General features: G+C 68.5%; 19 protein-coding genes and 1 riboswitch. Of the genes, 8 read left to right on the forward strand and 11 right to left on the reverse strand.

The window, feature by feature from the left end:
- Positions 1 to 42: 42 nt before the first annotated feature.
- The 3 genes from AB0J95_RS41155 to typA all read right to left on the reverse strand — a co-directional run bounded on the left by AB0J95_RS41155 (position 43) and on the right by typA (position 5,867).
- Positions 43 to 1,869: an ABC transporter family substrate-binding protein gene (locus AB0J95_RS41155; RefSeq protein ID WP_364770538.1), complete on the reverse strand. Its 1,827-nt coding sequence runs from the start codon at positions 1,867 to 1,869 to the stop codon at positions 43 to 45.
- A 251-nt stretch (positions 1,870 to 2,120) separates the two neighbouring features.
- Entirely contained in the window at positions 2,121 to 3,767 is a 1,647-nt protein-coding gene (locus tag AB0J95_RS41160; RefSeq protein WP_364770540.1) for an ABC transporter family substrate-binding protein, read from the reverse strand.
- A 201-nt stretch (positions 3,768 to 3,968) separates the two neighbouring features.
- Positions 3,969 to 5,867 carry a translational GTPase TypA gene (gene typA / locus AB0J95_RS41165; protein ID WP_364770542.1) on the reverse strand — a complete coding sequence of 633 codons (1,899 nt, stop codon included), beginning with the start codon at positions 5,865 to 5,867 and terminating at the stop codon, positions 3,969 to 3,971.
- A 163-nt stretch (positions 5,868 to 6,030) separates the two neighbouring features.
- Between typA and AB0J95_RS41170 the strand changes: the two genes are divergently transcribed.
- Positions 6,031 to 6,189 (forward strand): hypothetical protein, encoded by a 159-nt coding sequence (locus AB0J95_RS41170; RefSeq protein WP_364770544.1) that lies wholly within the window; start codon positions 6,031 to 6,033, stop codon positions 6,187 to 6,189.
- 322 nt (positions 6,190 to 6,511) lie between these two features.
- Here the strand turns inward: AB0J95_RS41170 and AB0J95_RS41175 are convergent, their stop codons facing one another.
- The gene (locus AB0J95_RS41175) at positions 6,512 to 6,811 is read right to left on the reverse strand and encodes a YciI family protein (RefSeq protein ID WP_364770546.1); all 300 of its coding nucleotides are present in this window, start codon (positions 6,809 to 6,811) and stop codon (positions 6,512 to 6,514) included.
- A 239-nt stretch (positions 6,812 to 7,050) separates the two neighbouring features.
- Between AB0J95_RS41175 and trpS the strand changes: the two genes are divergently transcribed.
- The gene (gene trpS, locus AB0J95_RS41180; protein WP_364770548.1) at positions 7,051 to 8,016 is read left to right on the forward strand and encodes a tryptophan--tRNA ligase; all 966 of its coding nucleotides are present in this window, start codon (positions 7,051 to 7,053) and stop codon (positions 8,014 to 8,016) included.
- Here the strand turns inward: trpS and AB0J95_RS41185 are convergent.
- Complete coding sequence (locus tag AB0J95_RS41185) at positions 7,972 to 8,748, reverse strand: NUDIX domain-containing protein (protein ID WP_364770550.1); 777 nt, start codon at positions 8,746 to 8,748, stop codon at positions 7,972 to 7,974. The genes trpS and AB0J95_RS41185 overlap by 45 nt on opposite strands.
- Entirely contained in the window at positions 8,748 to 9,350 is a 603-nt protein-coding gene (locus AB0J95_RS41190; protein WP_364770552.1) for a TetR/AcrR family transcriptional regulator, read from the reverse strand. Before AB0J95_RS41190 ends, AB0J95_RS41185 begins: the two co-directional genes overlap by 1 nt.
- 44 nt (positions 9,351 to 9,394) lie before the next feature.
- Between AB0J95_RS41190 and AB0J95_RS41195 the strand changes: the two genes are divergently transcribed.
- The 3 genes from AB0J95_RS41195 to AB0J95_RS41205 all read left to right on the forward strand — a co-directional run bounded on the left by AB0J95_RS41195 (position 9,395) and on the right by AB0J95_RS41205 (position 12,061).
- Entirely contained in the window at positions 9,395 to 10,534 is a 1,140-nt protein-coding gene (locus tag AB0J95_RS41195) for a cytochrome P450 (protein WP_364770554.1), read from the forward strand.
- A gap of 93 nt (positions 10,535 to 10,627) precedes the next feature.
- Entirely contained in the window at positions 10,628 to 11,800 is a 1,173-nt protein-coding gene (locus AB0J95_RS41200) for a cytochrome P450 (RefSeq protein ID WP_364770556.1), read from the forward strand.
- A gap of 72 nt (positions 11,801 to 11,872) precedes the next feature.
- The gene (locus AB0J95_RS41205; RefSeq protein ID WP_364770558.1) at positions 11,873 to 12,061 is read left to right on the forward strand and encodes a (4Fe-4S)-binding protein; all 189 of its coding nucleotides are present in this window, start codon (positions 11,873 to 11,875) and stop codon (positions 12,059 to 12,061) included.
- Here the strand turns inward: AB0J95_RS41205 and AB0J95_RS41210 are convergent.
- Both AB0J95_RS41210 and AB0J95_RS41215 read right to left on the reverse strand, forming a co-directional pair.
- A complete protein-coding gene (locus AB0J95_RS41210) occupies positions 12,058 to 13,329 on the reverse strand; it encodes a HAMP domain-containing sensor histidine kinase (protein ID WP_364770705.1) in 1,272 nt (423 codons plus the stop codon). The two genes, AB0J95_RS41205 and AB0J95_RS41210, sit on opposite strands and share 4 nt — an antisense overlap.
- A gap of 50 nt (positions 13,330 to 13,379) precedes the next feature.
- Positions 13,380 to 14,084 (reverse strand): response regulator transcription factor, encoded by a 705-nt coding sequence (locus tag AB0J95_RS41215; RefSeq protein WP_364770560.1) that lies wholly within the window; start codon positions 14,082 to 14,084, stop codon positions 13,380 to 13,382.
- Between the two features lie 136 nt (positions 14,085 to 14,220).
- Here AB0J95_RS41215 and AB0J95_RS41220 point away from each other — a divergent pair, with 136 nt between their 5' ends.
- From AB0J95_RS41220 to AB0J95_RS41230, 3 genes are read left to right on the forward strand one after another with little or no spacing between them, the layout of a single operon-like run.
- On the forward strand, positions 14,221 to 15,294 hold the full coding sequence (locus AB0J95_RS41220) for a sigma-E factor regulatory protein RseB domain-containing protein (protein ID WP_364770562.1): 1,074 nt from the start codon (positions 14,221 to 14,223) through the stop codon (positions 15,292 to 15,294).
- The gene (locus AB0J95_RS41225; protein ID WP_364770564.1) at positions 15,291 to 16,253 is read left to right on the forward strand and encodes an ABC transporter ATP-binding protein; all 963 of its coding nucleotides are present in this window, start codon (positions 15,291 to 15,293) and stop codon (positions 16,251 to 16,253) included. The genes AB0J95_RS41220 and AB0J95_RS41225 overlap by 4 nt, the downstream gene beginning before the upstream one ends.
- Positions 16,250 to 17,089 carry an ABC transporter permease subunit gene (locus AB0J95_RS41230; protein ID WP_364770566.1) on the forward strand — a complete coding sequence of 280 codons (840 nt, stop codon included), beginning with the start codon at positions 16,250 to 16,252 and terminating at the stop codon, positions 17,087 to 17,089. Before AB0J95_RS41225 ends, AB0J95_RS41230 begins: the two co-directional genes overlap by 4 nt.
- Here AB0J95_RS41230 and AB0J95_RS41235 read toward each other — a convergent pair.
- The 3 genes from AB0J95_RS41235 to AB0J95_RS41245 form a co-directional block, all read right to left on the reverse strand.
- Positions 17,060 to 18,076, reverse strand: coding sequence for an ABC transporter ATP-binding protein (locus AB0J95_RS41235; RefSeq protein ID WP_364770568.1), 1,017 nt, complete (start codon positions 18,074 to 18,076; stop codon positions 17,060 to 17,062). The two genes, AB0J95_RS41230 and AB0J95_RS41235, sit on opposite strands and share 30 nt — an antisense overlap.
- On the reverse strand, positions 18,076 to 19,578 hold the full coding sequence (locus tag AB0J95_RS41240; RefSeq protein WP_364770707.1) for an ABC transporter permease subunit: 1,503 nt from the start codon (positions 19,576 to 19,578) through the stop codon (positions 18,076 to 18,078). The genes AB0J95_RS41235 and AB0J95_RS41240 overlap by 1 nt, the downstream gene beginning before the upstream one ends.
- 17 nt (positions 19,579 to 19,595) lie before the next feature.
- Positions 19,596 to 20,597, reverse strand: a complete 1,002-nt coding sequence (locus AB0J95_RS41245) for a thiamine ABC transporter substrate-binding protein (protein ID WP_364770570.1) — start codon at positions 20,595 to 20,597, stop codon at positions 19,596 to 19,598.
- Positions 20,592 to 20,707, reverse strand: a riboswitch (TPP riboswitch). It overlaps the preceding gene by 6 nt.
- Positions 20,708 to 20,714: the final 7 nt, after the last annotated feature.

A 20,714-nucleotide genomic window follows, 5' to 3' on the forward strand; every position in this document is an offset into this window, starting at 1 on the left:
CCGGCCCCCTCGCTTATGACCAGTCGGAAACCTCGCCGATGATCAGCGCTTGGTCCATGCCCAGAGGTTCCAGGTGATGCCACCCTCGAAGTTGAGGAAGGACAGGTCACCCACCTTGCCGTCCGGACCCATGGCGCCGATGCCACCGTCGTAGGCGGCGTAGTCGGGCAGCTGGAACAGCGGCACCGAGGCCATGTCCGCGGCCATCAGCTTGTCGACCTCGTTGAGCTGCTTGGTGCGGTCAGCGAAGTCCAGGTTGCTGTTGGCCTTGGCCCACAGGTCGTCGACCTGCGCGTTGGAGTAGTTGTTGTAGTTGGCGTTGCCGCCCTTTTCCTTCGTCTGGTAGTTCTGGAAGGCGCTGGACTTGGTCAGGCCACCCACCCAGGCGAACAGGGCCGCGTCGAAGGCGCTCGCGGGCAGGTCGTCCGCGTTGAACTGGTCCTTCTGGCCGCTGTTGATCTGGATGCCCGCCTTCTTGCAGCTCTGGCTGACCAGCTGCCAGGTCTTGTTGCGGCGGTCGATGGTCTTGTAGCCCAGGGTGAACTCGGCCTTCACACCGTTCTTGGCGTAGATGCCGTCCGGACCGAGGGCCCAGCCCTTGTCCTCGAGCAGCTTCTTGGCCTTGGCGGTGTCACCCTTGCCGATGTCGCCGTAGTGGTCCTCGTAGCCCGCCTCGTTCGGCATGAACACGAAGTTGCCCAGCGGCTTGGCGTTCGGGTCGATGTCCTTGATCAGGTTGTCCAGCAGCGCGCCGCGGTCGATGCAGTTCGCGACGGCCATCCGGATCTCCGGGTTGTCCTTGAACAGCGGACGCGCCATGTTGAAGTCGATGTGCTCGTAGGTCTGGCCACCCTGGGCGATGGTCTTCACCGAGGGGACGGACTTGAGCTGGATCGCGGTCGGGCCGTCGGCCTGGACGTTGATCGCCTGGACTTCCTTGTTCTGCAGCTGCTGCGACGCGGACTGGGCGTTGGTGTTCGTCCGGATGGTGACCTTGGACGGACCGGTCTTCGGGCCCCAGTACTTGTCGTTGCGGACCAGCACCAGCGTGTCACGCTTGTCGGTGCTCGCGATCTTGAACGGGCCGCCCGAGATGCCGAACGACGGGTCCCAGCCCAGCATGCCCTCGGTGTAGGCCTTCACGGCCTTGTCGGCCACCAGCTCGGGGCTGGTGCGCTGCAGCTTGGTGACGTCGGCGACGCCGGCGAGCTTCTCCCAGATGTGCGCCGGGAGCAGCGCGTCGTTGTTCGTGAACGAGAACAGGCCGCGGTAGTCGGCGAACGGCTTGGAGAAGGTCAGCGTCGCGGTCTTGTCGTTGTCCGCGCAGTCGACCTTGCTGATGTCCTCGTAGCCCGCGGTCGAGGAGTCGAACTTGGTGCCGGTCTCCTTGCCGCGGACCAGGAACTGCAGGTAGATGTCCTTGCAGCCGATCGACTGGCCGTCTTCCCAGTTCGCTTCCTTCTTGAACTTGTACTCGACGACCTGGGGGTCCTTCGACTTCACGGTGACCGAGTCCATCAGGTCACCATCGAGCTGCTGCTCGAACTGGCCGTTGTCGTACACACCGACGTACGGCGAGGGCAGGATCGCGACAGTCGCCGAGAGGTTCGAGGCGTTGTTGGTCGCGCCGATGAGGTTGTTGTAGTCGTGGAAGCCCTCTTCGACGACGGTGGTCACCTCGCCCATGTCGGGGACGGTGGGGCGCTTGTAGACCTTGTCGGCGCCGCCGATCTCCCCGGGCTTCTGGTTCTGCTGCTGGTTGGAGTCGCCACTGCCACCAGAGTTGTCGCCACTGGAGCCGCAGGCTCCCAGCACGAGCGACGCGGCGGCGAACAGCGCGATCGCGGAGACTGCCTTTGATCTCCTCATTGACACGTGCCCTCCTAGCACAGGGTTCCTCCGTAGAGCCGATCTCCGCTCATGGAGGACCCATCACTCTAAGACGCGCCCAACGGCCGTGGGTCAGCGCATGCGCCAGAACGCTAGGAACCCAAATGGTCTGGGTCACCGGTGACGGGCCGATCGTGACCAAAGGGTGACACGTCGATAGCGGAAGGCAACGCCTCCGTTACCGGCGGGTATGAAAACGCAGCCGATCCGGTACGGAGCGCGCGTTGGTGTCAATTCGGATTTCTGTGCCAGGTCACCGCCGATCCGAATGGCGCATTCAGCGGCGCGGTCAGTTCGCCGACCGACAACTCCGATCGGACGGCCACCGAATCGGCCAGCTGGTAGAGGGGGAACACAACCGACTGGCGCCACACACGTGGCTCCACGATGCCGATCGCGTCCGGCAGCGACATCGCCCCGGTCAGCGCCGCGTCGATGGCCGGCTGCAGGCTCTGGTCGCAGAACCCGGCCAGGTTGCCCGGCGGGGTGACGTTCGAGTCGACCGGCTTGGGCGCCGGGCAGCCGTACATCGAGGCCATCACGCTGGCCGGGTTGTCGCCGACGGCACGCGGCGCGACCAGCATGTTCGCGCTGGCCTCGGTGGCCGGCTTGTAGAGCTGGTCGGCGGTGGGCGTGACGAACTTGACTTGGATGCCCGCGCCTGCGAGCTCCTTCTGGGCCTCCTTGGCGATGCTGAGGTAGGGCTCCTTGTCGGCGGGGGCACCGAGGGTCACGCTGAGCGGCTTGCCCTCCCGGGTCCAGAGACCCGATGACAGGGTGTATCCGGCCTGGGTCAGGCCCGTCTGCGCGGCGGCGGTGTCGTGCGGCTGGGGGTCGGTCGCGGCGTAGCCGACCTGGGAGGGCGCCAGGGTCAGCGCGTCCACGCGCTCGCCGGGTCCGCCGCCGGTGCCCGCCTTGATCAGGGCGTCCCGGTCGAGGATCTGGGTGATCGCGGTGCGCACGCGTTCGTCCTGCAGGTCCGGTCCGACCGGGCGGAGCACGATGGTGGCGACTGTTGGCCTGGGTGCGGCCTTGACGGCGACTTTGTCGCCCAATGCGGTGAAAAGTCCGACCGCGGCCGCGTCGGTCCTTGCTACGACGAGCTGATCGTGGCCGGTTCGTAACGCATCGGTGAGTCCCGGGGCGTCCGATCGCCGGAGGATCACCCGATCGGCTATCGTCGGCTGGTCCCAGTAGCGCTCGTTGCGTTCCAGCACGATCTCGCCGCGGGGAACGTCGAGCTGCTTGATCGAGAACGGGCCCGCGGTGGCCGGGAAGCCGGTCTCCAGCACCTGGTCCCACCCGCCCGGGGCGTCCTTGAGGATGTGCGCGGGCAGGAGGTTGGAGAACAGCGAGCGCCAGCCGGGGTAGGGCGCGGAGAAGATGACCTGGACGACCTTGCCGCCCTCGTCGGACTTGATGTCGGAGATCAGCCGGTAGCCCGCCGAGTCGACACCGCCGGGCTCGTCGCGCATCCGCTCGCGCAGGTACAGGAAGTCCTCCGCGGCGATCGGCGAGGCGTCCGACCAGGACGCGTCACCCCGCAGGCGGTAGGTGACCGTGTACGGCTCGGTCTTGGTGACCTCCGCGGACACCATGAGCGTGCGGTCGAGCTGGGGGGTGCCGTCGGCCGCGGGCCGGAACGCCGACGGGAGCAGCAAAGTGGACAGTGCCGTGGTGATCGTCGACTGGTCGGCCAGCACGTGCGGGTTGTAGCCGCCCGTGATGCTGTCGACCCCCACGACGATCTCGCCCGGCTTGGCCGGCTGCGCGGCACTGGGGCGCGGCGCCACCGTGCCGACGACCGGGGCCGGAGGCGTGTTGGAACACCCCGCCAGCATCAGCACGGCCGCGACTACGGCAACGGCTCCCCGCACGCTTCGCCCTCCCCAGGTCAGGCCGAATCGTTCCACCTTCGCCGAACCCATGCACCCGAGTTTCCCAGGTCCGGCTGAGCGCAGCCTGTGAACCCACGAATTCACGCATAAACCCCTCGGGAGTGGTTTCGGCCGTTGGAACGACCGAAACCACTCCCGAGGGGTCAGCTGGGGTTTTGTCTGTCCTCTGTGGACCGGCGGTCAGGCTTGGGTCTTGGCGCGGGAGCGGGCGCGGGCGCGCTGGGTCTGGTCCAGGATCAGCTTGCGCACCCGGATCACCGTCGGCGTGACCTCGACGCACTCGTCGCTCGCGCAGAACTCGAGGGCCTCCTCGAGGCCCAGCTTGCGCGGGCGGGCGAGGCGCTCGAGCTCGTCGCCTGTGGACGAACGCATGTTGGTGAGCTTCTTCTCCCTGGCCACGTTGACGTCCAGGTCCTCGGCGCGCGGGTTCTCGCCGACGACCATGCCCTCGTAGGAGTCCTGGCCGGGCTCGACGAAGAACGTGCCGCGGTCGGCCAGCTGGATCATCGCGTAGGCGGTGATCGGGCCGGTCCGGTCGGCGACCAGCGAGCCGCTGTGCCGCGTGCGCAGCTCGCCCACCCACGGGTGGTAGCCCTCGAAGATGTGGTTGGCGATGCCGGTGCCGCGGGTCTCGGTCAGGAACTCGGTGCGGAACCCGATCAGGCCGCGGGCCGGGATCACGTACTCCATCCGGATCCGGCCGGTGCCGTGGCCGCCCATGTGCTCCATCCGCCCCTTGCGCGAGGCGAGCAGCTGGGTGATCGCGCCGAGGTGCTCCTCGGGGGCGTCGATGGTCAGCCGCTCGAACGGCTCGCACAGGGTGCCGTCGATGGTGCGGGTGACCACCTGCGGCTTGCCGACGGTCAGCTCGAAGCCCTCCCGGCGCATGGTCTCCACCAGGATCGCCAGCGCCAGCTCGCCGCGGCCCTGGACCTCCCAGGTGTCCGGGCGCTCGGTCGGCAGCACCTTGATGCTCACGTTGCCGACCAGCTCACTGTCCAAACGCGACTTCAGCACCCGCGCGGTCAGCTTGGTGCCGCCGTTGCGCCCGGCCAGCGGCGAGGTGTTCACGCCGATGGTCATGGCGATCGCGGGCTCGTCCACGGTGATCCGCGGCAACGGCCGCGGGTCGTCCGGGTCGGCCAGGGTGTCGCCGATGGTGATCTCCGGGATGCCCGAGATGGCGACCAGGTCACCGGCCTCGGCGAACTCGCCGGGCACGCGGTCGAGGGCCTCGGTGATCAGCAGCTCGGCGATGCGCACGTTGGAAACGGAGCCGTCCGCGCGCAGCCACGCGACGGTCTGGCCCTTGCGGATCTTGCCGGCGTGGATGCGGCACAGCGCGATCCGGCCGAGGAAGCTGGACGCGTCCAGGTTGGTCACCAGGGCCTGCAGCGGCGCGTCCGGGTCGCCGGTCGGCGCCGGGATGTGCTGCAGCAGCACGTCGAACAGCGGGTCGAGGTTCTCGCTGTCCGGCAGGCCGCCGTCGGCGGGCGCGGTCAGCGAGGCGCGGCCGGCCCTGGCCGAGGCGTACACCACCGGCAGGTCCAGGACGCTGTCCAGGTCTTCCAGCTCCAGCTCGCCGGCCAGGTCCAGCAGCAGGTCGTGGGCCTCCTCCACGACCTCCGTGATCCGGGCGTCCGGACGGTCCACCTTGTTCACGACCAGCACCACGGGCAGGCCGGCGGCCAGCGCCTTGCGCAGCACGAACCGGGTCTGCGGCAGCGGGCCCTCGCTGGCGTCCACGAGCAGCAGGACGCCGTCCACCATGGCCAGCCCGCGCTCGACCTCACCGCCGAAGTCCGCGTGCCCCGGGGTGTCGACCACGTTGATGGTCACCGCCCCGTCGGGGGTCTGGCGGTGCACGGCGGTGTTCTTCGCCAGGATCGTGATGCCCTTCTCACGCTCCAGCTCACCGGAGTCCATCACCCGGTCGACCGGCTCGGCGCGCTCGCTGAACGCGCCGGACTGGCGCAGCATCGCGTCGACGAGCGTGGTCTTGCCGTGGTCGACGTGTGCCACGATTGCTACGTTGCGCAGGTCCGTCCTGGTCCTGCTGACGGTGGCTGATGCGGGCACGCGGGGGCTCCTGTAGGTCATCGTGCTGGAGGCAGGCCTCAGCTACCCTGCCGGGCCCGCTCATAAGGGTACCCTGAGATCTTGTGTGACCAGCCCCACAGGACGATCAAGAGAGGTTAGCCTAGCCTCAGTCAGGCGTCTGTATGACCGACCTGGAGCGCGCGTGGGCAAGAAGAAGCACAAGGGCGAGACCCCGCAAGAACGGGTGAAACGCCTGATGAAGGCCGGCAAGGTCAAGAAGAAGTGCTGCCGGTCCTCGGACCGGTGCGGCAAATGCCCGGTTCTCGCGCTGCGCAAGGCAAAGGCCAAGTTGGCCGCCTAGACCCGCGAACTTCACCTGCCCGGCGTCCAACCACTTCCCCGCCGGTCGCCGTCAGCGGCCCGGCCACACCCGGGTGTGTCCGCTTGACATGCGCGGGGACAGGGGGATGCTCCAAGGCACGGATGGAGATCGGCGCCAGCGTCCGCGACAGGGGCGCGACGCCCCCGGAAACGCATTGTGCACGTGCGGGTGCACGTGGCGATGGAATTCGCCGGAAAAAGGTAAAAGAATGGTCAACAAGACCTCGTGTGCAATTTCCCGCGAGGTCAGGCCCGGACCGGCGAACGGTCGATCCGGGCAGTTCGATACTGGCCGAATCTTTTCAGCTGGCAAGGGCCTCGTTCACCCTCGCGAGTTCTGGCGCGGTCCGGGTGGCCTCGAACTCCACCACCTGATGGGTGACCATCTTGGCCAGGTCAAGCGGGTCGGTCGCGAGCAGCGCCTCGAGCTTGCCGCGGGGCATCGGGCGGGTGATGATCACTCGGCCGCTGTGCGAGGGCTGACGGCCCGAGCACAGAAAGTATCCGGCGTCGTATTGCCTGGTGAGCCACTCGATATGATCGGGGAGGAGATAGTCGATCTCCTCCCGGGGCGCCTTGTAGGCCAGCATCACGATATACATGCCATTTAAGGTACGCCGGTGCCCTCGGTCCGGGTACGAAACGATTCCGGCATATACGCGTTCTTTATACGAGCCCTGACCTGATACGCTCACGCCATGCACAGCGCACAGCTCCAGTCCTGGTGGGCCGCGGAGGCGGCCGACCTGACGTGAGCTGAGCTCAACCAGCCAAGGGCCGCCCGACCGGGCGGCTTTTTTTGATGTCCTCCGGCGGGTGGCGACGAGCCAAGGAGGACCCCATGACCAGGCTTTCCGGTGCCACCCCGTCCGGCCGCGCCCAGCTCGGCAACTACCTCGGCGCCATCCGCCGGTGGGCGGCCGAGGGCACCGCCGACGACCTGTACTTCGTCAGTGACCTGCATGCCATGACCACGGCGTACAACCCGCAACGCCTGCGCGCGCTGACCCGGGAGATGCTCGCCGTGCTGATCGGCGCGGGCATCAGGCCGGCCAGCGTGTTCGTGCAGTCCGACATCATGCGCGACCTGACGGCGCTGACGTGGGTGCTGGAGTGCACGTCGACGTTCGGCGAGGTGGCCCGGATGATCCAGTTCAAGGAGAAGTCCGCGGGCGCCAAGACGGTCCGGTTGGGCCTGCTCACCTATCCGGTGCTGATGGCCGCGGACATCCTGTTGCAGGGCGCGGACGAGGTGCCGGTCGGCGAGGACCAGTCGCAGCACGTGGAACTGGCCCGGGCGCTGGCGCGGCGGTTCAACACCACGTTCGGGGACGTCTTCGTGGTGCCGGACCTGGTGGTGCCGCAGGTCGCGGCGCGGGTGCGGGACCTGGCCGACCCCAGCCGCAAGATGGCCAAGTCGAGCCGGGACGACGCGGGCGTGGTGTTCGTGCTGGACAGCCCGGACCTGGTCCGCCGCAAGTTCCGCCGGGCGGTCACCGACACCGCCAACCGGGTCGAGTACCGGCCGGACGAGCAGCCCGGCGTGGCCAACCTGCTGGAGATCCTCGGCGCCTGCACCGGCCGGTCCCCCGCCGAGGCCGCGGCGGGCATCACGACCTACTCGGCGCTGAAGGACCAGGCCGCGGACGCGGTCATCGAGGAGCTGTCCGGGATCCGGAAACGAACCCTGGACCTGCTCGACGACCCGGCCGAGCTGGACCGGATCCGGGCCACCGGGGCCGCGCACGCCGCCGAACGAGGTTCACACCGCCTCGAAGCCGCCCTCAGAGTAGCCGGCCTCGGTTGAAGCGCCTCGTGAGTGGTTTTGCTTGTCCCAACGAGCGAAACCACTCACGAAGGCGTGCAGCGCAGGCAGCAGGACGCGGTCGGCGGGGAGCCAGTCCATACCGTCCAGTTCGGACTCCGTGAGCCAGCGGACGTCCTTGTGCTCCACGGCGACCGGAGTCGCGTCGGCGGGCATCGTGGCCTGGTAGATGCGCAAAAGCTTGTCATTGGGGAGGATCACGTCGGGTCCGAGCTGATCAGCCGGGGAGACCGTGACGCCGAGTTCCTCCTGGCACTCGCGAACCAGAGCCTCGTGGTCGGTCTCACCGGGGTCGACACGACCGCCAGGCAGCTCCCACTTCCCCGCGGCGGAGTCCGGAAACGCCCGCTGCTGAGCCAGAAGCAGCCCATCCCGCACAACCGCGGCGCCCACCACGACACGCGCGTCGGCAAGTGTCTCAGCGCGCGCCTGAACCCCGTCGACGAGTCCGTCGAGCAAGGACAGCACCGGCCGCCGGAACCAGAAAACCCCGCCCTCCCAAGAAAAAGAACAAGTCAGCAACGTCCCCGCGCCGGTCTGGACGCAGACCCCGCTGACCTCACCCGAGCGGAACGGACCAGGCGGCAGCACAGCGGAAGCCGCGAAATCCGACACGGACACAACCGAAGCGCGCCGGGACATCGCGTCGATGAGGGCGCCGGTGACGGTCCGGGCCGGGGCTTGCACCAGCGCGGTCGCTCGCAGGACCGGCATCAGGCGCGGACCAGGGGCAGGAAGATCTCGTCGACGATCTCCTCGATGGTCGAGTCGGGGATCTCGCCGGCCGGGCCGTCGCGCAGCAGGATCTGCACGACCTCGTTGCGCAGCAGGTCGATCGGCAGCGTCGACTGGCGGCGGGTGAGCGGCTTGCGCAGTTCGCCGCGGGCGCGGGCGCGCTCGAGGATGTCGCTGATCAGCACCGGCTTCAGCGTGGCCACCCGTTCGCGGATCACGGCCCGCAGCTCGCCGTTGTCCCCGGCGTCGACCAGCAGCCCGAACAGCATCATCACCACCGGCGAGGTGATCACGTTCGCCAGCTGGCGCAACAGCACCATCAGGTCCGTGCGCAGGCTGCCGGTGTCCGGGATGTCGACGTCGTCGACCACGAACCGCACGTACGAGTCGACGATCAGGTGGGCGCGGTCGGGCCAGCGCCGGTACAGCGCGGCCTTGCTGGTCCGGGCGCGCGCGGCGATCCGTTCCATGCTCACGTTCATGTAGCCGACCTCGGCCAGCTCGGCCAGGGCGGCCTGCATGATCGCTTCCTCCAGGACCTCGCCCCGGCGGCGCGGCCCCTTGCGGTGGTCCACCTGCACGGCGAACAGCTTAAATGGACTCTCTAAAACCGTGGGGGTTCCACATGCCGATCGACTTCCCGCAAGCCCGCGCCTGTCCCTACGACCCGCCGCCCGCCTACCGCGCGCTGAACGGTTCGCCCCTGCACCGCGTGACTTTGCCGGACGGCACCGGGTCCTGGCTGGTCACGGGGCATGCGGAGACCCGGCGGTTACTCGCCGACCCGAGGCTCTCCGCCGACCGTCGCCGCGACGGCTTCCCAGTGGTCCTTCGCCGGACGGCGGCCCCTGCCGAACGGCCCGCGTTCGTGTTCCTCGACCCGCCGGAACACGGCCACTACCGGCGGATGCTCACCCCGGAGTTCACCCTGCGCCGGTTCAAGGACCTGCGTCCGCTGATCGAACGGACGGTGCACGACCGGCTGGACGCGATGCTCGCCGCCGGGCCGCCCGCCGACCTCGTACGCGATTTCGCATTACCGGTGACGTCTATCGTCATCTGTCATCTGCTCGGTGTCCCGTACGACGACCATGAGTTCTTCCAGGACCACAGCCGGCGCATGCTTCAGGCCGGTTCGCCCGAAGAGGCGATGTCCGCCACCGGCGCGCTGTACAAGTACATGGGCGAGCTGGTCGCCGACCCGCCGGACGGGCTGCTGGCCCGGCTGAAGGACCAGCTGCCCGGGCCGGAACTGGTCGAGAACGCGCTGATCCTGCTGGTGGCCGGGCATGAGACGACCGCATCGACCATCGCGCTGGGCGTGATCGCCCTGCTCGACCACCCCGCCGAACTCGCCAAGCTGCACAAGGATCCGGCTGGCGCGGTCGAGGAGATCCTGCGCTACACGTCCGTTGTGGACACTTCGCCCGCGCGGATCGCCGTCGAGGACATCGAGATCGCGGATGTGACCATCAAGGCGGGTGAAGGCGTGCTGTTCAGCACCTCGATGGCCAACCGCGACCCGGGGGTTTTCGACCAACCGGACCGGTTCGACGTCGCCCGGCAGGCCCGCCCGCAGGTCGCGTTCGGTTACGGCGTGCACCAGTGCCTGGGCCAGAACCTCGCCCGGATGGAGCTGGAACTGGCACTCTCCGCGCTTTTCCGGCGCATCCCGGCACTTCGCCTGGACGGGGCCGTCGAGGACTTGCCCGTGCATCCGGCCACGAGTATCCAGGGAGTGAACGCGCTGCCAGTGAATTGGTAACCAAGTCCTCCTGAAAGAACGTTGCGTTCTCTATCCCGTGAGGTCTACCGTCAGAGATAGAGAACGCAACGTTTCTTAAAGGGGGCTTTACCGATGACGGTCGACTTCCCACAGGCACGCACCTGTCCCTACCACCCGTCCCCGGCCTACGACGAGCTGCGCGAAGGCCCTGCCCTGCAACGAGTCCGGCTCTACGACGGCACACTGGCGTGGGCGGTCACCAGCCACGCCGACGCCCGCAAACTGCTCGCCGACCCCCGCATCTCGGCCGACCGGCGGCGCGAGGGCTTCCCGATCCTCACCGAGCGGTTCAAGGCAGTCCGCGAGGAGCAGCCGGGGTTCATCGGCATGGACGACCCCGAGCACAACTACTACCGGCGGATGCTGATCTCCGAGTTCACCGTGCGCCGGTTCAAGGAGCTCAGGCCGCACATCGAGCAGATCGTGCAGGACGCACTGGACGACCTGCTGGCCGCCGGGCCGCCCGCCGACCTGGTCAAGCACTTCTCGCTGCCGATCCCGTCGATGGTGATCTGCCAGATGCTCGGCGTCCCCTACGCCGACCACGACTTCTTCCAGACCCACAGCCGCACGCTGCTGCAGGCCGAATCGCCCGAGCAGGCCAAGGCGAGCATGACCGCGCTGAAGGAGTACCTGGGCAAGCTGATCGAGGACCCGCCACCCGGGCTGATCGCGCGGCTGAAGGATGAGCAGGTCGCCACCGGCGCGCTGACCACCGACGAACTGGTGCGCAACTCCGTGTTGCTGCTCATCGCCGGGCACGAGACCACGGCGTCGATGACCTCGCTCGGCGTGATCACCCTGCTGGAGCACCCGGAGCAGCTGGCCGACCTGCGGTCCCGGCCGGAGGCGATCACCACCGCGGTCGAGGAGCTGCTCCGCTACCTGTCCATTGTGGACATCGGGCCGTTCCGGGTGGCCACAGAGGACATCGAGGTCGGCGGGGCGGTGATCAAGGCGGGCGAGGGCGTGATCATCGCCAGCTCGCTCGCCAACCGCGACCCGGAGGCGTTCCCGGACCCGGACAAGTTCGACATCAGCCGCCCGGCCCGCCACCACGTGGCCTTCGGGTACGGCGTCCACCAGTGCCTCGGCCAGAACCTGGCGCGGATGGAGCTCGAACTGGCCCTGACCGCGTTGTTCGACCGGATCCCCACGCTGCGGCTGGCCGTGCCGGTCGAGGAGCTCGTCCTGCGCCCGGCCACCACCATCCAGGGCGTGAACGAACTCCCGGTCACCTGGTGACCCTCGAAGGGAACTACAAGTCGCCGCGGCCGCACTATGCGCGGGGAGCGGCGATCGTGGTAGGAGAGACTCATGCATGTTGAGGGAAACAAGGACATCTGTGTCGGCGCCGGCATGTGCGTGCTCACCGCGCCGGAGGTGTTCGACCAGGACGACGACGGCATCGTGACGGTGCTGCAGCCGGAGCCGGGCGCCGACGAGCAGGACGCGGTCCGTCAGGCGGCCACGCTGTGCCCATCCGGAGCAGTGAAGGTCAGCTAGACGCTCTTCCAGCGCACCTGGAGCCGGGCCCCGGCGTCGGGTGACTCGGTGACCAGGACCGTCCCGCCCCGCCGGCGGACCACCTCGGCGACCAGGGCGAGGCCAAGGCCGGATCCGCCGGTCTGCCTCGCCCGGTCGTCCTGGACCCGGTAGAACCGGTCGAACACCTTGTCCCGGTGCTCGGCCGCGATGCCCGGGCCGTCGTCGTCCACCAGGAGCCGGACCGAACCGCCCGCGGGCAGTACCGACACGGTGATCTGCGCCCGCGCGTACAGCCTGGCGTTGCGCAACAGGTTGTCCAGCACCAGGTCCACCTCGGTCGGCGCGGCCTGAACCCACGCCGAACCGGTCGGCGCCTGCAGGGTGATCCGCACGGACTCGTTGGCACACCGCGCGATCGCTTGCTGGGCCGCGTCCACCAGGTCCACCGGCTGCGCGGCGGGTACCTCGCCCGCGTCCGACCGTGCCAGGGTCAGCAGCCCGTCCACCAAAGTGGACAGTCGCTCGGACTCGCGCACGATCTCGGCGAGAACCTCCTGGGACAGTTCGGGATCCGGGTTGGCCACGGCGACCTCGGCCTGCACCCGGATCGACGCGACCGGCGAACGCAGCTCATGTGCCGCATCCCCGGTGAACTTCCGCAGCCGCTCGGTGGCTTCGTCTCGCCGCGCCAGCAACCCGTTCAACGCCCCTGCCAGGGAACGCAGCTCGTCGTCGGAGTCCGGCAGCGGTAGTCGTTGTCCCGCAGGCAAACGAGCCGCGGCGAGGCGCATTCGCTCGACGGGTCTCAGCGAGGACCGCACGGAGAACCACGTGGCGATGCCGGTGGCGACCGCGCCCAGGACGGCCGCGATCATCAGCCAGTTCGTCCCGTGCCGTTGGGCTTGTACGTACCCCGTAAGACCTGTACCTGCGACAACGAGCCGTTGGTTGCCGTCGGGTGCCGTTGCCACCGTGCCCACCCAGTACGTCGGCGGGTCGTCGCGGAAGCGGAGGATCGGCTCGGCGGCCTTCAGCTCACGCACATCGCGCTCGTTCAGGTCCGGCTGCGGCATGCCGTTGACCGCTGTCCCGGCCGTGTCCAGCACGGATACCTGCACGTACGGCGTACTTGCACTCGGCTTCCGCCCGGCGACGACGTCGTTCACCGCGGTGGTCAGGATCGGCTGGAGCTCACGGTCAGCGGAATCGATGAGCAGCGACCCGATCCGGCCGCCGGTGTACCAGGCCAGGCCCAACAGGATCAGCAGCGTCGCCACGGTGGCCATGGTGGTGATGCGGAACCGCACACTGCGGCGGAGCCAGACTGCTTTGACGTTCACGTCCCCATCACTGCGTCGATCTCTCCGGTGGACGCAAGATAGCCGTGTCCCCGCACTGTGCGCACGATCGAGCCCGCGCCGACCGCGTCCAGCTTGCGCCGCAGGTAGCCGACGTAGACCTCGACGGCGTTGCGAGTGGCGGCCTGTTCGTCACCCCACACCGCTCTCAGCAGCTCGTCCTTGGTGACCACGGACCCAGCGCGACTGGCAAGAACATCCAATACGGCGAATTCGCGTGGGCTGAGCGACACAGGTTCGCCCGCCATACTGACCTGTCGTGACGCACGGTCAACGACAAGTTCGCCCAATCTGAGTCTTTGTCCCGAGCCCTCGGCGGAGCCCCGGCGCAGCAAGGCCCGCACCTGGGCCACGAGGACCACGAAGGAGAACGGCTTGACCAGGTATCCGTCGGCGCCCAGGTCCAGCCCGTCGGCTTGGTCGATCTCGCCGTCCTTCGCCGAGACCAGCAGCACCGGTGTGCGGACACCTTCGTTGCGCAGCGTCTGCAACACCCGGTACCCGGACAGACCGGGCAGCATGATGTCCAGCAGGATCGCGTCGAACGACCCGGTCCGGGCCATCTGCAGGGCGCTGGGGCCGTCCGCGGCCACCACTATGTCCATGCCCTCCGCGGTCAGGCCACGCTGCAGCGCCCGGCGCACACCCGGCTCGTCGTCCACCACCAGCACCCGAGGCTTCACGGGCACAGCATGCCCGTCCGACAGGAAACCGGCAGGGATTTCTGAGCCTTCTCTCAGCCTCTCAGCCTCATCTCAGGTGCTGGCGGGCACTCTCTCGGTGCGGGAACATCAAGGCAATCGATCGGGGAGATGACCGATGAACACCAAGAAGACGGTACTGACCGTCGCGGGGGCAGGGGTGCTCGCCGGCGTGATCGGGCTCGGCGTGCTGGCCATGCCGGCCGGCGCCAACGAACCACCGCCCTCCTTGCCGCAGATCAGCGCGGACGAGCTGGTCCAGTCCGTGGCGCAGGGCAAGATCCCGGCGCTGGCCGGCAAGGTGAGCGCGACCGAGAACCTCGGCCTGCCGATGAAGCTGCTGCCGCAGGGCACCAACGCCGCATCGGTCTACGCCGACGGCCAGGGGCATTTCCGCGCCACGCTGCCGGGCAAGACCTCGGAGAAGACCTTCGTCGAGGACGGCACCACGCTGTGGGCCTGGGACTCCGCGAAGAAGACCGTCACCAAGTCCGCGCACGGTGACCTGACCAGCAAGGTGCCCACCGGCACCGACGCGGCCACCTTCGGCAAGGACGCGCTCAACCTGGTCCGCCAGTACAGCGACGTGAAGGTCGACGGCACCGCCCGCGTCGCCGGACGCCCGGCGTACGAGCTGGTCGTGACCCCCAAGCCGACCGAGCGCACGCTGCTGCGTGAGCTGCGGCTGGCGGTCGACTCGGAGACCAGGCTGCCGCTGCGCGCCGAGGTGCTGGCCAACGGCCAGTCCGACCCGGCCCTGAAGGTCGAGTTCACCGAGCTCACCGTGGGTCCGCAGGACCCGAGCCTGTTCAAGTTCACCCCGCCGGCCGGCGCGACCGTGCAGGAGCGCTCCGCCAAGGACAAGCCGGACGCCGGTGCCATGCACAAGGACATGGAAGGCCTCCTGCAGAGCCTCAACCTCAAGACCGTCGGCGACGGCTGGGACACCACGTTCGTGGCCAAGCTTCCGGGTGACCTGAACGGCATGCTCAGCCAGGCCCCCAACGGCCGCGGCAAGGGCATGGACGTGACCGCCCTGCTCAAGCAGTTCGGCAAGCAGGTCTCGTACCCCGGCGTCAACGGGTACGTTTTCAGCACCAAGGTGGCCACCGCTCTGGTGACCGACGACGGCCGGGTCGCGGTCGGCGCGGTGCCCGAGCAGGTGCTGGTCGAAGCACTCGGAGTGAAGTGACATTCGCTGAGACAACCGGGGTGGGTGCGGCCGACGCCGCACCCACCCCGTCTTTCGCGGCAAGGACGCGCGGCCTGCGCAAGCTGTACCGCAGCACGGTCGCGGTGGACCACGTCGATCTGGACGTGCCCGAGGGCGCGGTGCTGGGCATGCTCGGGCCGAACGGGTCCGGCAAGACGACCACGATCCGGATGCTGCTCGGGCTGACCCAGCCCACCGCCGGGGAGGTCGAGCTGTTCGGCATGTCCCTGACGGAAGCGGCCGCCTCGGTGTTGCCGCAGGTGGGGGCGCTGGTGGAGGGGCCGGGGTTCCACCCGTTCCTGTCCGGCCGGGAGAACCTGCTGCGCTGCGCGGCGGCCGAGCCGCTGCTCGCCTCCAAGGAGATCCCGGGCGCGGTCGACGCGGCGCTGGAGCGTGTGGGCCTGTCCGCCGCTGCCGGTCGCCGGTATCGCGGCTACTCGCTCGGCATGAAGCAACGCATGGGCCTGGCCGCCGCTTTGCTGGTACCGCGGAAGTTCGTTGTCCTGGACGAGCCGACGAACGGGCTCGACCCGGCGGGCACGCGCGAGGTCCGCGCGGTCATCGCCGACCTGCACGCCGTCGGCACGACCGTGCTGGTGTCGTCGCACCTGCTGTCCGAAGTGGAGGCCACCTGCACGCACGTGGCCGTGTTGCACCAGGGAACCGTTGTCGCCCAAGGTGAGCTGAAGGACCTGCTGGAAGCCGGGAACGCGGGCCTGCTCGTGTCCACGCCGTCGGTCGAGGCGGCCGTGGAGGCGTTGCGGGACAACCGGATCCCCGCACGTGCGGTGCCGGACGGGTTGCTCGTGGACCTCTCCGCGACGACCGCGCCCGAGGTCGTGGCGACCCTGGTGCGGGCGGATGTCCCGGTCTACGAGGTACATCGGCAGCGCACCGGCCTGGAAGACCTGTTCGCGCAGCTCACGGAGGCGTCATGACTTTCGTGGTGGCCAAGGCGCCGGTGTCGCGGTTGCTGCGCTCGGAGATCCGGTGGATCTTCCGCCGCCCCCGGACGCTGATCCTGTTGGGCCTGCTCGCCTTGTACCCCATCGCGTTCGGCATCGGCACCCAGGTGGTTGACTCGCCGGTGCGGGCCGGCGGGAACGGCGACCAGTCGATCATCGCCGCGATCGCCGGGAACGGGCTGATCCTGCCGACAATCGTGCTGTCCACGACCATGGTGTTCTTCCTGCCGTTGGGAACCACGATCGCCGCGGCGGACGCCCTGGCCGGTGAGGCCTCGCACGGCACCTTGCGCGGATTGCTGCTGGCTCCGGTGAGCCGCACGCGATTGTTGGCCATCAAGGCTTTCGGGGTTGCCGTGGTGTCGGCCGCCGCGACGGTGATGACCTCGGTGATCGCGGTCATCACGGGGTTGATCATCGCCGGGCCGAACGGGCTGGTCACCATCTCCGGGTCGACGTTGTCGCTGGGCGACGGGCTCGGACGCGTGGCGTTGGCCACCGGCTGGGTGATCGTGCAGATGTGGGCCGTGGGCGCGATCGCCCTCGCGGTCTCATCGGCGACCGAACACCCGCTGATCGTGATGGCCTCGGTGATCGGCGGCCTGTTCGTGTTCGGCCTGCTCAGCAACATCCCGGTGCTGGATTGGCTGAAACCGTTCCTGATCACCCAAAGCTGGGACTCCATAGTGGACATCCTGCGTGACCCGATGCCGTGGGACGGCCTGGTCACCGGGTTGCTGCGGGCGCTGTGCTACATCTCGATCGGCTACTCGCTGGCCCTAGCCCGCATGGTCACCAAGGACGGCTAGCCCGTCCGAATCCAGCCGCAGGCGCACTTTCTGGCCCGGTTCGGGGGCCGTGGCCATGGTCGCGACGGCGTCCACCTCCCGGTGTTCGATCTTGACGAGCAGGCGGACGTGGTCGCGGCGGTGCACCTTGCCACTCACCTCGCCCTCTAGTGCGCCCTCCGGATCGGCGACGAGAGCGTTGGGGCGCAAGCCGATCCGCGCCGGGCCGTCCTGCGCCCACGGCAGTTCGACGCGGCCGAGGTCGAACTCGGCGATGTGGTTCGTGATCACCGCGTCCTCGATCAGCTCGCAGCCCAGGAACCTCGCTGTCTGCTCGTCCGCGGGGCTGCGCCAGACCTGTTCCGCCGTCCCGGTCTGCACGATCCGGCCGGTGCGCATGAGGGCGACCCGGTCCGCGAGGGTGAAGGCTTCGTCGTGGTCGTGGGTTACCACGAGGGCCGACGTCCCGGCTTTGCGGAGCAGCCTCGCGAGATCCAGCGCGAGCTGCTCGCGGAGAGCGCGGTCGAGGGCTGACAGGGGTTCGTCGAGCAGGAGCAGCCGAGGCTTGGGCGCGAGGGCGCGCGCCAGGGCGACTCGTTGCTGTTCACCGCCGGAGAGGTCGGTGACCCGGCGTTTCTGGTAGCCGCTGAGGCCGACGAGGTCGAGGAGTTCGTCGACGCGGGGCTGGGTCGGCTTGATCCGGTGCATCCGCAGGCCGAAGGCCACGTTCCCGGCGACGTCCCGGTGCGGGAACAGCTGGCCGTCCTGGAAGACCAGGCCGATCCCGCGTTTGTGCACGGGCATCTTGGTGAGGTCCTCGTCGCCCCAGCGGATGTCGCCCTTGGCCTCGGGTTCCAGGCCCGCGACCGATCTGAGCAGCGTCGACTTCCCGCAGCCCGATGGGCCCAGCAGGGCCACGACCTCGCCGTTGCCGATCTTCAACGATGCGTTGTCAACGGCTGTCATCTGTCCGAACCTGACTGTCAGGCCCCGGATGTTGAGGGTCATCAGAACTCCCCCACGCTGGTCTGAAAGCGTTCGATCAGCACCACGACGGCGACCGTGACCGCCATCAGCAACGTGCACGCGGCATACGCCATCTGGTTGTTCAGCTCCCCCGGCCGTGAAATCAGCGCGCCGATCGCCACCGGCAGCGTTGGTGCGTCCGGCCGCGCGAGGAAGCTGGTCGCGCCGAACTCGCCCAGCGCGACCACGTACCCGAACGCCGCCGCGGTCACGAAAGCCCGGCCCGCCAACGGAACGTCGACCTCCATCCAGACCCGGACCGGGCTCGCCCCCAGCGTTCCCGCAGCCTGACGGAGACGGTCATCCACCGAACGTAGAACAGGCAACAGAATTCGGATGACCAACGGTGTCACCACGATCGCCTGCGCCAGTGGAACCAGCAACGGCGATGTCCTGAGGTCGCCGGGAAGTGCGTCGAGGGTGATCAGGTACCCGAAGCCGACGGTCACGGCGGACACGCCAAGCGGGAGCATCATCGCGATGTCCAGCACCTCGACTGTCCGCCTGAGCCGGGTCAACGCGATCGAGGACAACACGCCCAACACGAGCGCGAGCAGGGTGGCGTCCGTCGCCGTCCGGAGCGAGTTCATCGCAGCGTCCACACCGGACACTTCCAGGATCGTCCCGCTGCTCGCCAACGCCTGAATCCCGGCCCAGCTCGCTTGACCGAGCAGGCTGACGATGGGCGTCAGCAGTAGCGCGATCACGCCGTACGCCAACGCGACCACCACCCACTCGCCGTCTTCGGGCCGGCGCGGCTCGGGCCGGCGCCGCTTGACCGCCTGCTCGCGTCGTCGCCGGAGGACCGCGCCGACGGTCAGCGCCGCGATCACGGCCGCGAGCTGGAGCAACGACAGCGCCGCCGCGCCGGGCAGGTCGAACAGCTGGACCGTGCGGAGATAGATCTCGGTCTCCAGCGTGCGGAACTCGGCCGCGCCCAGGATCAGCACGACGCCGAAACTGGTGGAGCAGAACAGGAAGACGACCGCCGCAGCCGACCCGATCGCGGGCGCCAACGCCGGCAACGTCACCGACGTGAACGCCCGCAACCTGGTCGCGCCAAGCGCCCGGGCCGCGTCCTCGGCTCGGCGGTCGAGCCCGGCCCACATCCCGCCAACGGTCCGCGCGAACACCGCGACGTTGAAGAACGCGTTGGCCAGCACGATCGCGAGCACGCCGCCGTCCGGGATCAACGACCGGAACGCCAGTCCCACAACGACTGTCGGCAACACGAACGGCACCAGGACGACCGCCCGGACGACCGCCATGCCCGGAAGTTTGATGCGCGCCAACAGATACGCCAGCGGCATCCCGGCCAGCAGAGCGACCACAGTGGCCGCCGCGGCCTGTCCGACGGTGAACCCGACCAGCTTCCACGTGTCCGCGCCGAACAGCGTGTCCAGGACGTTGCCACGCAGACCCAGGCCGATGATCGCGATCACCGGCCAGGCGAAGAACAGGGTGAGGAATCCCAGTGGCAGCAACGCCACCAGGATGACACCTACCCTTGGACGAGCGAGCGCCACGTGCCGACCCAGCTCTCCCGGTTGCGCTGCACGTCGTCCGCGGGCAGCGATCCGGGGTTCTGCGGCAGCGGCGCGGCCTTCTGCCACGCGTCCGGCAGCGCGACGCCCTCACGCGCCGGGTACACGTACATCTGGTCGGCCACCTCGGCCTGGAACTGCTGGGAGATCAGCCAGTCCAGCACCTTCTTGGCCTGGTCGGGGCGTTTGGCGCCGGTCAGCACGCCCGCGTACTCGACCTGCCGGTAGCAGGTGTCCAGCAGGGCCTTGGTGTCCGGGGTCGCGGCCGGGGAGGACGCGTAGGACACCACGATCGGCTTGGTTCCCTTGGTACCGGAGAAGTCCTGGGTGTAGGCCGTCTCCCAGCCGTCGGCCACCTTGACGCCATTGGCCTTGAGCTTGGTCCAGTAGTCCTGCCAGCCGTTCTCGCCGAAGTGCTTGATCGTGCCGAGCAGGAACGCCAGGCCGGGGGACGAGGTCGCCGGGCTCTCCACGACGAACATGTCCTTGTACTTGGGGTCGGCCAGGTCCTCGAAGGTCTTGGGCTCCGGAACGCCCTTCAAACCGGGGGTGTGCACATTCACACACACATCGCCGACATCCACGGCGGTCATCCGGTTGCTGTCGTCGACCTTGTAGCGTTGCGGCCCCTTGGTGGCGTCCGGGCTCGCATACGGCTCGAACACGCCTTCCTGCAGCGCACGGGACGCGAACGTGGAGTCCACGCCGAAGGCCAGGTCGCCGATGGGGTTGGCCTTGGTGAGCACGAGCTGGTTGGTCAGCGCGCCCGCGTCACCGGTCTTGCGGACCTCGACCTTGAGGCCAGAGGTCTTCTGGAACTCGTCGAGCAGCTCCTTGCGCACGACGAACGAGTCGTGCGTCACCAGCGTCACACTGTTGTCCTGGGGTGCGCTTCCCGTGGACAGGGAACACCCCGCAGCCGTGACCAGCACGAACGCGGCCGCCGCTATACGCCTCACATCGTCCTCCCGTCCCTGCGCCGGCATGACCCGGATCAGGTTCATACGGTCGAAGGCTCTACTTCGCCTTCCTCTCAGCCCGGCATGACCGGACTCCCGTGGCAGAACCGTGAGCAT

The sequence above is a fragment of the Actinocrispum sp. NPDC049592 genome, from assembly GCF_040675465.1.
Lineage (GTDB): Bacteria > Actinomycetota > Actinomycetes > Mycobacteriales > Pseudonocardiaceae > Kibdelosporangium.

Excerpts from the sequence above, each read along its gene's own strand:
- AB0J95_RS41155 (WP_364770538.1), bottom strand. The coding sequence starts at position 1,869 with ATGAGGAGATCAAAGGCAGTCTCCGCGATCGCGCTGTTCGCCGCCGCG.
- AB0J95_RS41175 (WP_364770546.1), bottom strand. The coding sequence starts at position 6,811 with ATGTATATCGTGATGCTGGCCTACAAGGCGCCCCGGGAGGAGATCGAC.
- trpS (WP_364770548.1), top strand. The coding sequence starts at position 7,051 with ATGACCAGGCTTTCCGGTGCCACCCCGTCCGGCCGCGCCCAGCTCGGC.
- AB0J95_RS41185 (WP_364770550.1), bottom strand. The coding sequence starts at position 8,748 with ATGCCGGTCCTGCGAGCGACCGCGCTGGTGCAAGCCCCGGCCCGGACC.
- AB0J95_RS41195 (WP_364770554.1), top strand. The coding sequence starts at position 9,395 with ATGCCGATCGACTTCCCGCAAGCCCGCGCCTGTCCCTACGACCCGCCG.
- AB0J95_RS41200 (WP_364770556.1), top strand. The coding sequence starts at position 10,628 with ATGACGGTCGACTTCCCACAGGCACGCACCTGTCCCTACCACCCGTCC.
- AB0J95_RS41205 (WP_364770558.1), top strand. The coding sequence starts at position 11,873 with ATGCATGTTGAGGGAAACAAGGACATCTGTGTCGGCGCCGGCATGTGC.
- AB0J95_RS41210 (WP_364770705.1), bottom strand. The coding sequence starts at position 13,329 with ATGGCCACCGTGGCGACGCTGCTGATCCTGTTGGGCCTGGCCTGGTAC.
- AB0J95_RS41220 (WP_364770562.1), top strand. The coding sequence starts at position 14,221 with ATGAACACCAAGAAGACGGTACTGACCGTCGCGGGGGCAGGGGTGCTC.
- AB0J95_RS41230 (WP_364770566.1), top strand. The coding sequence starts at position 16,250 with ATGACTTTCGTGGTGGCCAAGGCGCCGGTGTCGCGGTTGCTGCGCTCG.
- AB0J95_RS41235 (WP_364770568.1), bottom strand. The coding sequence starts at position 18,076 with ATGACCCTCAACATCCGGGGCCTGACAGTCAGGTTCGGACAGATGACA.